This window comes from Campylobacter concisus (assembly GCF_002165775.1).
In the GTDB taxonomy this organism is placed as follows: Bacteria; Campylobacterota; Campylobacteria; order Campylobacterales; family Campylobacteraceae; genus Campylobacter_A; species Campylobacter_A concisus_E.
Map to the genome: position 1 here is coordinate 40,163 of NZ_NDYP01000002.1, position 12,301 is coordinate 52,463.

A 12,301-nucleotide genomic window follows, 5' to 3' on the forward strand; every position below is an offset into this window, starting at 1 on the left:
CCTTTTAATAGAGATCTAAAATGCTTTTGATATTTTAATTCAATTTTTAGAAAATATAAATTTAAAAAGGTATTTTGAGTTAAAAAGCTAAATTTATAAAGCATTGGCTTTTTGATAAAAATATTCAAATTTATTTAGTACTATTTCCAAATTTGAGTTTAACCACGTTTTTAGGTGAAAAATTGAGATTTTTACTGCTCAAAATTTATATCAGCGTTTATCAAAATTAACAAAACTTAAATATTTTTTATAAAAATTTTAGTAATCTTTTTTGCTAAGGTTTGCTTGTGATTAGCTCTGATATAATAGCCACAAAACGGCATAGCTGTGTGATTTTAGCATATTTAACCGAAGCTTAAATCATTTAAGCTTTAGCAAATAAAGGAATAAAATGACGAGAATTCTTACTCTACTTTTTACATTGTCCGTTGCGGCAATGGCCATTGAAGGACCAACTGGCGTCAATCAATTTGACAGCACCATTTGGGCAGCACAGAGGATAGAAAATATCAAGCCTTATGAGCATGGCTGGGGCCCGATATTTACTTTTATACAAGGCAACGACTACTTCGCGATAGCTGCACTTTCTATCATTTTAGCTGTTATCGGCGCGTTCGTGCTACACTTCTTGATCATCGGACCAAAACACTTTAGTCACGATGGCAAAAAAGTATTTGCGTTTTCACTGATCGAACGTATAGCTCACGGCTTAGCTGCGATCTCTTGGATCATCTTAGTGCCAACTGGCATCATCATCATGTGGGGTGCAGAGCTTGGTGGCGGCACATTTGTGCGTTTCTGTAGATACTTGCACGATATAGCGACTATTATATTTGCTATTTCTGTGCTTCCTATGTTATTTGCTTGGACTATCAGAATGCTTCCAGCTGTTTATGACATCAGATGGATGATGATAGTTGGTGGTTATCTATCAAAGAAGAAAAAACCAGTCCCCGCTGGTAAATTTAACGCTGGTCAAAAGGCATGGTACTGGATCGCTATCCCTGGTGGTATCGTGATGATCATCACAGGTGCGATCATGTATTTCATGGATATTAAAGAGCCAGCAGTTGCTAGTTGGTTTGGTCTTACACAAATTGATCTTTTAAGATATAGCGTAGTTATCCACAACTGCCTTGGCATCGTCTGTGCGGTATTTTTCCTAGTTCATATCTATATGGCTGCGATCGCTATACATGGCGCTATCTGGTCAATGGTCACTGGATACAAAGAAGAAGAAGAGGTCTATGTACTTCACCACTACTGGTATCAAGAGCTTGTTAAGAAAAACAAGATCCCAGTATCTGACTACGAGAAATCTTACACAAATTTAAAATAATCAATCTTGGCCTTGCGACCTACGCAGGGTCAAACTCCCTTTTATAGCAAATTTCACAGCACAAATCCTTTTAAAAAATTAATATTTTTTAGCTATAATCCAAAATCAGTTTCAAGGTTTGAAATACTAATCACAAAGGAAAAACAATGACAAGAACAATTGATTGTAGAAATTTAGAATGTCCAAAACCAGTCATAATGACAAAAAATGCACTTGATAGTTTAAGTGAAGGCGAAAGCTTAGAAATTTTGGTAAATGCCCTAGCCCCAAAAGAAAATATTTCAAGATTTTTAAAAAGTCAAAATATAAACTTTAGCCTCGAAAGCAATGGCAACGAAACTAAAATTTTAGCTACAAAAGGCAAAAATGCGCTTGAGCTTACAAATTTTGATGAGTTTGTCTGCGATATCACACCAAAAAATGAAAAAGTACTCTATCTGAATGAAGAGCGCGCGGGAAGTGGCGAAGTAGGAATAAATTTACTATCAAAATTCTTAGGAGCATTTCTTCAAGTTGAGAAAAAACCAAAGATAATAATCTGCGTAAATAACGCTGTAAAGATTACTACAAACCGCTCACACCCAAGCTTTAAGCCGCTTAAAGATCTTGAAGCTGCTGGTGTTAAAATTTTAAGCTGCGGAAGCTGCTTGGAGGCTTATAAGCTAGTAAGTGATCTTGCGATTGGCGAAATTTCAAATGCTTATGAGATCATCGACATACTCTCAACTCACGAGCAAATCAAATTATGATCTACCACGACAAAAAGCTTACGCAGTTCGTTAGAGCCGCTGGTTGAGCTGCTAAGCTTGACCCGTCGGGTCTAAACAAAACGATTAGTAGTTTAAATTTATCTCATCCAAATCTGCTCTCAAGCACCAATTCTAATGAGGATGCGAGTGTCTTTAAAATTTCAAATGATCTTGCACTTGTTCAAACGCTTGATTTTATAACGCCTGTGGTAAATGATCCTTTTATCTACGGACAAATCGCTGCTGCAAATAGCCTAAGCGACGTCTTTGCAATGGGTGGTGAGGTGATAAATGCTCTAAATATCGTAGGCTTTGATAGCTGCAACTTGGCACCTGAAATTTTAGGAGAAATTTTGCAAGGCGGAGCCGATAAAGTAAAAGAGTGCGGTGGCATTATCGTTGGTGGACATACGATCGAGACACAGCAGATGTATTATGGGCTTAGCGTCACTGGAAGGGTGCATCCTGATAAATTTTGGGCAAATAATACAGCCATAAAAGGCAATGTTTTAATACTTACAAAGCCCCTTGGAAGCGGCATTTTAAGCACAGCAATAAAGGCTGATTTATTAAGCATGGAGCAGATAAAAGAGGCTGCAACTATCATGGCACAGTTAAATTTTTATGCATTAAATGCACTTGATGGTATCAAAGTTTACGGCGCTACTGATGTGACTGGATTTGGCTTTTTGGGGCATTTAAGCGAAATGCTAAATGAAAAGATCAGTTTTGAAATTTATGAAAAAAACGTGCCAATCATTGCAAGCGCAAAGGAATTTGCCGATATGGGTATCATTCCAGAGGGAAGCTATAAAAACCGCGAATTTGCAAAGCATTTTGTGGACAAAGAAGCTGACATTTTGCTATTTGACGCACAAACTTCTGGTGGGCTTTTGCTTGCAGTTGGTGAAAAGGACGCGATGCTTGCAGTAAAACGCTTAAAAGAAGTAGGTTATGAAAGCTCGGCTATTGTTGGCTCTGCGGTGTCAAAGAGCGAGTTTGGTATATTTTTAAGATAAATTTTTAAAGATAGCATGCTATCTCATTGCGTTAGTGAAATCTTTTAATTTACTTAACCATTCTATAATTTCAAAAACTATAAAGGAGAGATGATGAACTATCTTGAAATTTTAAAATTTCGTCATGCTTGCAAAGTTTTTGACGAAAGCAAAAAAATCAGTGCTGGAGAGTTTGATTTTATACTAGAAGCTGGTAGACTAAGCCCTAGTTCAACTGGTCTTGAGCAGTGGGATATCTTAGTCGTTCAAAATAAAGAGCTTAGAGAAAAAATAAAAGCTCTTTCATGGAATCAAGCGCAAATCACATCTTGCTCACATTTAGTTGTCGTTTTAGCTAAGATCAAAGAGGTAAAATTTGGAAGTACCTACGTTAATAAAATGATCGCTAGAAATACCAATAAAGATCCTGAAGCCATTGCTGCAAGGCAAAAATTTTATCATGACTTTTTGCTTGCAAATTTTAAAAATGATGATGAACTAACATTTCAGTGGTCACATGAGCAATGCATGATAATTGCCACAAATATGATGAATGCAGCCGCGAGTTTGGGCATTGATAGTTGCCCGATAGAAGGCTTTGACAGACATGCTTTAAATGAACTTTTGGGGCTTGATGAGAGCTTTCAAAGAGTGGCTATCATGGTGCCATTTGGCTACCGCCTAAATTCACAACCAAAAAAACTTCGCAGAGAAATTTCTGATATTGTTACTTGGATCTATTAAGATATTTGAGCCAAATTTTAAATAAATTTTTGGCTCAATTTTAAATAAATCAATAAATTCTAAATAAATACTTACCTTTATAAACCCAAATCAAGTAAAAATGGGATAAAATCAGAGCCAAAACCTAAACTAACGAGGTGTCTATCGTGCTTGAGAAACAAAAAACCAGCCTTCAGATAGTAAAAATGTTTTATACAAAGGCTATTTTACTTCTACTCTCATTTATATTTTTAGCATTATTTGTAGTTTGTGCCGGTACGAACGATATAAAGTATGATCTTAGCTCAACGAATTCAAATATAAAATCATCAATCTCAAATAGCTTTTTTATAATAAAAAACGATCTATTTTTAAAATCAAAAATGGTTGAAGCAGGTCTTAGCGATATGCTATTTGATAAAAATTCAACAAAAAACGATCTTTATATAGCTTTTTATGTTTTTGATAAAAATAGAAATTTAATCTATTCAAAGAGATTTTTAGGTGCTGATGACATAGCCGAAAAGGATCTATCTTGGCTTAGTTTAAACGAGGCAGATGCTGGGAAATTTACAGTATCAGATCGAGTTTATAAAAACAATCGTTTTAAAGATGTTTATGCATCTTATGGACTAAAAAATGGAGGCAGTATCTTAGTTCAAATTAATATAAAATTTTTGCAAAACTACGCTAATGTAGATTACGATGAGAAAAGCAAAACTTATGCTTATTTGGTGGATAAATATGGAAATTTATCAAGAGATGAGTTTTATAAAAAATTTGATGAATCGATGTTTTTGCCTTATGTGAGTCTTGGCGACGAGTTTAAAGAGGATAAAATAATATTTTCTTTAAGCCATATGAGCTTTTATCTCATAAGCTATATGCCAGAGTATAAAATTTTTGTTATTACCGCTTCAACGAAGCATTTTCATATCTTTATGCAGTTTGTGTTATTTTGGCTATCGATCTTTTGTTTTATATCTTCTTTGATTTTATGGGTTAGAGATGTGAAATTTATAAAAAATAGAATAATGCCAGCCTTAAAAGAGGTAAGAGATACTTTAGATGGCAATGAATATGAGATAAGACGAAGCCTTAATGTAACAGAATTTGAAGATATAAAAAATGGAATAAACAAGCTAAAGATAGAAACCAAAAAAGCAACTGATGGGCTAGAAGAATACAAAAGTAGATTTGGCTATATTTTTGAGCAAAGCTTTTTGAAAATAGTAGTTTATGATGCTTATAGCGGCGATATTATTGATGCTAGTAATGCATTTTTGTCTTCCATTGGCTACACAAAAGATGAGATTATAGAGCTAAATTTAAATAATTTAATAGATGGCGATTTTGCATTGTTTATGCAAATGAAACAAGACGCTCAAAATAGTGATATGAGTTTTAAAATCAAGCTAAGAACAAAAGATGGCGGCACTAAAGAGGGATTTTTACAAGAGTCGCAGATCGAGCTAAGGGATTCTAGGCTAAATTTTATGCTTATACACGAGCTTGACGATGAAAAATTTACGAAAAAGGATAACGAAGCAATAAATGATTATTCTTTTTTATCGCCAAATGTAATAGCAGAAGCATTAAGCAGCGATCCATTTTCTATCGTAAGAAGTACGCAAAATATCGATAGTGTCTTTAAAGTCCCGCAAGATAAGAAGCTTATAAATTTAAAAGATCTAATAAGCCCTGAAAGTTTAGATGAGTTTGCTGTAAATATTTCTAATGAATCTAAAAAATTCTTTGAAAATGGCGGCAAAAATAGCGAAATCAATCTCGTAGCCAATATGCAAACAAATGAAAACAACAAAACGCCATTTAAGATAAAAGTAAAATTTATAGATAATGATGCTGATAAAGAGCGAAAGACAATCTACTTTTTTAATGACTTAAGTGATATAGCAAAGCTGCAAGAAAAGTACGATGCTGAATTAAAATATTTTCAAAGCATACTTTGGGCAAGCCAAGCGCTTGTCTTTTCATGGGATAAAAAAAGCGACACCCTTTATATCCCAAATGCTATTGCCAAGTCGCTCGGATATGCATTAAATGGGGATATGAGTATAAATTTTGAACGTGCAAAAACTATATTTGTAGATGAATTTGTAAGCTTTAAGGACTTTTTTGACCTTATAAAAAAAGGTGAAGTATATGATGGCGAAGTGCGTTTTTATAGGGCTGATAAAGAGATTATTTATGTAAGGATTAGAGCAAAAGCAATAGCTTTTTATGATGGTGAAGCAAGCGTTATAAAGGGCACAATGCAAGATCTTAGTGTGCAAAATAGCTTTTTTTCTTATCAAGACCTTTTAGCAAAAATTTTCTCATACGCAAAAGAGCAAATTATTATGCTTGATGATGAGTTTAGGATCATAGATGCTAATGACGCTTTTTTCGATACGCTTGACATTTCTAGAGATAAAAATTTTATAGAGAAAATTTACTCAAAAGATATAATTAATTTTAAAAACGGACTAAAAGATATTAAAGATGAAATTTTAAATTCACTTAAAATAACTGGCTTTTGGCAAGGTCTTATTCATGATGTTCGAAGCAAAAATAGACTCGAAGTCATAAGTATAAGTAAGCTTTTAAACGCGTTTGGCGACCAAGAGGGATATATATTGCTAGCTTCAAGCGCAAATGATGACTGCTACAATAAAGAGTACCTCGAATTTATCGCGTATCACGATACGCTAACTGGATTGCCAAATAGATTTTTGCTTTTTAATAAGCTAGAAAATCTGCTAAAACAAGCGAAAAAAAGCTTAAAAATAGCAGCTTTTTATGTCGATTTTGATAATTTTAAATCGATAAATGACGGATACGGACATCAAGTAGGCGATAAAATCCTAATAGAAATTTCAAAAAAAATAGATGAAATTTTTCCAAAACAAGGAATATTTGCGAGAATAGGCGGGGACGAGTTTATAGGTGCTATGCCTTATGAAAATTTGGGAGAAATTTACGAGACTGCTGAGAACATCTTAAGAGTGGGCCAGAGTAAAATTTCTATTGATGATGATGAAAAAAAACTTAGCGTAAGTATTGGTATTAGCTTAAGTAGCGATGCACTTGGCGTTGATGATCTAATCGAAAGAGCTGATTGGGCTATGTATCAAGCAAAGCTTAATGGAAAAAATAAATATTATGTATTTAATTCGAAAAAAGATACATACTTTAAAAATGAATATAGAGACGACTCAAAGATCATTGAAGCTATCGATGCTGGTGAGATGTTCTTGCTTTATCAGCCTGAGATTGATATAAAAAGTGGGGAAGTTAGCAGCTTTGAGGCATTTATTAGATGGAAAAATGGCGATAAGATATTAAGGCCATCAGACTTCTTGCCACTTGCAAAAGGCTCAAAAGCAGTTGTTGCTATCGCATTATTTACGCTAAAAGATGCTTTAAAAGCTAGGGCTGTGTGGCTAAAAGAGGGAATAAATGCAAAAGTTAGAGTAAATTTGTGCATTAAAAAGCTAATGACATCTGAGTTTTTTGAGAAATTTAAAAAGCTTTTAAAAGATGAGCAACTAGACGCTAATGGGCTAATCATAGATATCGTTGACTCTGCAAGTGGCGTAAATTTAGATGATGTTGTTAGATATATCGATGCTTATAAGGAACTAGGCGTTAGCTTTTCACTTGATGATTTTGCGTCTTATTCAGGCTCGGTAGAAGCTTTAGGCATGTTAAAAACAAATAGATTTAATATAGACAAAAGATTTTGCAAACAAATTTTTGATTCAGTAGAAGCGCTAAAGACCATACGCATGATAAAGTATGTATCAGATACATTTGATTTTGATGTCATGATAAAAAATTTAGAAGATAAAAGCATGCTTGAAATTTTTATTGGATTTGGCTTTAGTAGATTTCAAGGACGGCTTTTTGCGCCAGAGCTTAGCCTGGATGATGTACTCAAATTTAAATTTACTCTATCATCTCCGCTAAATGTAAGAAATTTTCAAGATGATGAGAACTACAATATGCTTTGCAAAATAGTAGGTGCAAAAGAGCTTATGACTCGTTTGATAAATTTGCTTAAATGCGATGAAAAAGTAAGCGAAAAATTAAAAGACGAAATAGCAAATCAAGTAGATGATATCAGAATAATAAATGAAAAATTAGCTGAAATTTTAGATACGATTCTTGTAAAAATAGACAAAGAGAATGTAATAAATTTAGCTAATGAGGCAATTTTATTATGTGACAATGATCTAAATTTGAGTGGAGCGAATAAATAATGAATGAAAATGCTTTAAATGTTTATGAGCATGAAATCCCAAATGGAAGCAAGCTATACTTTGCCAGTAGCGCAAAGCTAAAGAGGCAGATCGAGCAAAAAGCTAGTGAAATTTTAGAAAATGAAGGCTTTAGCGAGATCGTAACGCCATTTTTCTCATATCACCAGCATTTAAGTGTAGATGCTACAAATCTTTTACGTTTTAGCGATAGCCTAAATCACGAAATAAGTCTAAGAGCTGATAGTACGGTAGATACTGTAAGGATCGTGCTTAGAAGACTAAAAGCAAACGAATCAAAAAGATGGTTTTATATCCAACCAGTCTTTCGCTATCCAAGCCAAGAAATTTATCAAATCGGAGCCGAGCTAATCGGTGAAAATGATGTTTTAAAAAGCATAAATATCGTAGCAAAGCTTCTTAATGAGCTAAAAATGGATACATTTTTGCAAGTGAGCAATATACAAATTCCAAGGGTAATTTGTGAAATTTTAAGTGTACCTATTGAAATTTTTGAAAATGGACAAATGGAAAAAATTTTATCTCAAAATGTTCCATGGCTAAGTGCTCTTGCTCTTTTAAAGTCAGTTGATGAGTTGGATGAGGTGATTAAAATTTCTCCAAGCAAGCTAAAAGAACCGCTTGAAAATTTGAGAAATTTAGCCAGTGCTTTAGAATATAAAAATTTAAGAATAGTTCCGCTATATTACTCGAAAATGAGATATTACGATAGTTTATTTTTTAGATTTTTAAGAAATAACAGCATAATAGCAAGTGGCGGCAGCTACGAAATAGACGGAAAAATAAATAGTGGTTTTGCTGTTTATACAGATGCATTGATAGAAGAAAAAATTAATTTAAGGAAGTAAGAATGAGAAAGGCTGATTTAGTAGTTGGAGTTCAATGGGGTGATGAGGGTAAAGGCAAGATAGTTGATATGCTAGGACTAAACTATGACATGATCTGTCGCTCACAGGGCGGTCATAATGCTGGCCATACGATATGGGTTGATGGCGTTAGATACGCACTTCACCTTGTTCCAAGTGGAATTTTGCATAAAAATATCATAAACATCATTGGCAATGGTGTTGTTGTTTGTCCAGAAGTATTAATCACTGAAATGGCTCAGTTTGAAAATTTAGAAGGTAGGCTTTATATTAGCGATAAAGCACATTTAAATCTAAGCTACCATAGCCAAATCGATCAAGCAAAAGAGAGACTAAAAGGCGAAAAAGCAATCGGTACGACTGGAAAAGGTATCGGACCAACTTATGCTGATAAAATAAGTAGAAGTGGTCACAGAGTAGGCGAGCTACTTGAGCCAGAGCGTTTGTGCGATGCTTTAATGCATGATTTTGAGACAAATAAATGCGTATTTGACGCACTTGGTGTAAAAATTCCTAATGAGAATGAATTGCTTGAAGAGCTAAAAAGATATAAAGAGGTTTTGGCTCCATTTATCGCAAATACTACAAACCTAGTGTGGAAGGCACTTGATGAAAATAAAAAGGTATTACTTGAAGGCGCTCAGGGTACACTTCTAGATATCGACCATGGCACATATCCATACGTAACTAGCTCAAATACCATAAGTGCAGGTGCTTGCACAGGTCTTGGACTAAATCCAAAAGAAATCGGTGAAGTAATAGGCGTCATAAAGGCCTATACGACTCGTGTTGGCTTTGGCCCTTTCCCAACAGAAGATAAAGGCACGAGTGGCGATAAGATGTGCGATATTGGTAAGGAATTTGGCACAACAACAGGTCGCCGTAGACGTTGTGGTTGGTTTGATGCTGTGAGTGTAAAATATGCTTCAAGGCTTGACGGTGTCGATACTTATGCGCTTATGAAGCTTGATGTTCTTGATGGATTTGAGGTGGTAAAAATTTGCAAAGCTTATCAATATAACGGTGAAACTATCGATTATATGCCGACAGATCTTGAAAATGCAACTCCTATTTACGAGGAACTCGCAGGCTGGGATAGCGTAAAAGGCATAAGCAAATATGAAGATTTGCCAGCAAACGCAAGAGCTTATATCGAGCGAATAGAAGCGCTAACTGGCGTAAAGATCGGCTATATCTCAACAAGCCCTGAAAGAAGTGATACAATCATTAGATGAAAAGCAAATTTACCTCTATTGTTCGTGTAAAAAAGCAAGAAATGGACAAAGTAGAGGCCAAGCTCGCCGTTGCCAGGCTTAATGTGAGAAATTTTGAAGAAAATTTATCGCGTTTAAGAGCTAAACTTGGCGAGTTTGTTTTGCCAAAAAGTGGCAATATAGGCGAACTAAAGGAAAATTTAGAGCTGATAAATATAACAAGGCAGGAGCTAAATGCTTGCAAAGAGAGCCTTGAAATAGCCAACAAAGAAGTTTTACACTACGAGCATAAATATAAAAATGCAAATTTAGAGTACGAAAAGATGAAATATCTAGAAAAAGAAGAGTTCAAAAAAGAGATAAAACGCATACAAAAGGCCGAAGCACTTGCACTTGACGAGTTTGCAGTGATGAAATTTACAACTAAGAGAGAGTCGTGATGAGAGCGGTTTTATTACTCTTAACTATTTCAAATTTTGCATTTTGTTTTGAAGTACCAGTTGACTGTACGCAAATTTTTGAAGCTAGAAAAGAAGAAATTTTAAAGGAACTTGAGATCATAGATGAACAGCGCCAAGCTTTAGAGGTATTTCGCGCAAGCTCGGCAGCAGCCTATGAAGAAAATAATAAAAAGCTTGCCAAAAAAGAAGCTGATATAAATACGACAATGAAAGTGATCGAGCAAAAACGCAAAGAGATCGATGAAGTGGTCGCTAAAAATGAGAAAATTTTAAAAGAACTTCGCACAATGACTAGTGATAAAGTCAATGAGTCGTATTCTAAGATGAAAGATGGCGCGGCGGCTGAGGTGCTCTCTAAAATGCCTAGATCAAATGCAGCCACCATACTTTATGCTCTTGATGCCAAAAAGATATCTACTATCATGGCAAAAATGGATCCAAAAGTAGCATCTGAGATCACCACTTTGCTTCAAAAAGGGCCACCATTTGCTGATGAAAAAGGCGATATGCCAACTCCAGCCGGTAGCATAAATATACAGTAATAAATTTTTACACAAGCAAACAAAATTTTAAAAAATTTAGACACCAAGATATAAAGCACTTGCTTATAAATTTTTAATTTTAAGCTCACCTAACTTTAGCTTGTATACTTTTGTGGTAGCTATTTTTTAACCAAACTTACTACGACCCCAACTCCAAGAATGGCTAGAATGATAAAAAGGCTAATTTGTGCAGAAATTTCAAAACCATGATGAAAGATATGAGTAGTCGCATTTACAGCTAGCTTTGCTGCGATAAAAAATAAAAGCACGATCACAGAAATTTCTAAATACTTTAAAAAATTTTTGAGTGCTTCAAGTACAAAATAAAGCGTTCTTAGCCCAAGTATCGCAAATATCATTGCTGAATAAACAATCACAGGATCTTTGCTCACAGCAATGACAGCCGGAACGCTATCAAAAGCAAATATCACATCGCTTAGCTCAATTACGCAAAGACACAAGAATAATGGTGTTGCTATCCAAGTGGCTTTTAGCCTTAAAATTTGATCGTTAAGAGTAGTTTTTTGACTATCTGAAATTTGATTAGAAATTTCGCTAAATTTAACAAAAAAACTATGTCCAAAAAGCTGTGGTAAAACTGGAAAGAAGTGATAAACTGCCATATAAGCTATGTGGTTTGAATAATCTTTTATATCTTCATCACAGTTATCTTTTTTTATCATCATTACGGCACTATATGCGACTATTGCCGCAAATATTAGCTCCATCCAAGGTGAGATGGCAAAAAGCATCGTACCTGCGGCTACAAAGATGAGCCTAAATATCATAGCTCCTATAACGCCAAAATAAAGCACTCTGTGGCGATAAATTTCAGGTATCTTAAACCATGAAAAAATCGCCATCATCACAAAAAGATTATCTACCGAGAGCGACTTTTCTAGCGCATATCCTGCAAAATAAAGACTTGCTATTTCACTGCCTCGCTCAAAATATAAATATATGCCAAAAAGTACCGAAACTCCTATCCAAAAAATAGACCAAATACCAGCTTGTTTTAGTGAAATTTTCTCATCATGTTTATGAGCAAAAAGATCTATTCCAAAGGCAAGTGATGCCATTATAAGAAAAACTATAATTGTTTGAATTTCTAACGCGTTCAACTTTTATC

Annotated in this window: 10 protein-coding genes; 9 read left to right on the forward strand and 1 reads right to left on the reverse strand. The window is 34.6% G+C overall.

Annotated elements, in window-relative coordinates:
- Positions 1 to 391: 391 nt before the first annotated feature.
- From B9N66_RS01210 to B9N66_RS01250, 9 genes are all read left to right on the forward strand, one after another.
- Positions 392 to 1,339, forward strand: a complete 948-nt coding sequence (locus B9N66_RS01210; RefSeq protein ID WP_087579553.1) for a formate dehydrogenase subunit gamma — start codon at positions 392 to 394, stop codon at positions 1,337 to 1,339.
- 146 nt (positions 1,340 to 1,485) lie between these two features.
- Positions 1,486 to 2,088 (forward strand): sulfurtransferase-like selenium metabolism protein YedF, encoded by a 603-nt coding sequence (gene yedF / locus B9N66_RS01215; RefSeq protein WP_087579554.1) that lies wholly within the window; start codon positions 1,486 to 1,488, stop codon positions 2,086 to 2,088.
- Entirely contained in the window at positions 2,085 to 3,107 is a 1,023-nt protein-coding gene (gene selD / locus B9N66_RS01220) for a selenide, water dikinase SelD (protein ID WP_374057413.1), read from the forward strand. The genes yedF and selD overlap by 4 nt, the downstream gene beginning before the upstream one ends.
- Before the next feature lie 93 nt (positions 3,108 to 3,200).
- Positions 3,201 to 3,830, forward strand: coding sequence for an NAD(P)H-dependent oxidoreductase (locus tag B9N66_RS01225; protein ID WP_087579555.1), 630 nt, complete (start codon positions 3,201 to 3,203; stop codon positions 3,828 to 3,830).
- 146 nt (positions 3,831 to 3,976) lie between these two features.
- Positions 3,977 to 8,071: a diguanylate cyclase domain-containing protein gene (locus B9N66_RS01230; RefSeq protein ID WP_087579556.1), complete on the forward strand. Its 4,095-nt coding sequence runs from the start codon at positions 3,977 to 3,979 to the stop codon at positions 8,069 to 8,071.
- Entirely contained in the window at positions 8,071 to 8,937 is an 867-nt protein-coding gene (locus B9N66_RS01235) for an ATP phosphoribosyltransferase regulatory subunit (RefSeq protein WP_021090725.1), read from the forward strand. Before B9N66_RS01230 ends, B9N66_RS01235 begins: the two co-directional genes overlap by 1 nt.
- Positions 8,938 to 8,939: 2 nt before the next feature.
- The gene (locus B9N66_RS01240) at positions 8,940 to 10,190 is read left to right on the forward strand and encodes an adenylosuccinate synthase (protein ID WP_054196124.1); all 1,251 of its coding nucleotides are present in this window, start codon (positions 8,940 to 8,942) and stop codon (positions 10,188 to 10,190) included.
- A 41-nt stretch (positions 10,191 to 10,231) separates the two neighbouring features.
- The gene (locus tag B9N66_RS01245; RefSeq protein ID WP_257639740.1) at positions 10,232 to 10,609 is read left to right on the forward strand and encodes a flagellar export protein FliJ; all 378 of its coding nucleotides are present in this window, start codon (positions 10,232 to 10,234) and stop codon (positions 10,607 to 10,609) included.
- The gene (locus B9N66_RS01250; protein WP_087579558.1) at positions 10,609 to 11,172 is read left to right on the forward strand and encodes a MotE family protein; all 564 of its coding nucleotides are present in this window, start codon (positions 10,609 to 10,611) and stop codon (positions 11,170 to 11,172) included. Before B9N66_RS01245 ends, B9N66_RS01250 begins: the two co-directional genes overlap by 1 nt.
- A 119-nt stretch (positions 11,173 to 11,291) precedes the next feature.
- Here the strand turns inward: B9N66_RS01250 and B9N66_RS01255 are convergent, their stop codons facing one another.
- The gene (locus tag B9N66_RS01255) at positions 11,292 to 12,293 is read right to left on the reverse strand and encodes a TerC/Alx family metal homeostasis membrane protein (protein ID WP_087579559.1); all 1,002 of its coding nucleotides are present in this window, start codon (positions 12,291 to 12,293) and stop codon (positions 11,292 to 11,294) included.
- Between the last annotated feature and the right edge of the window lie 8 nt (positions 12,294 to 12,301).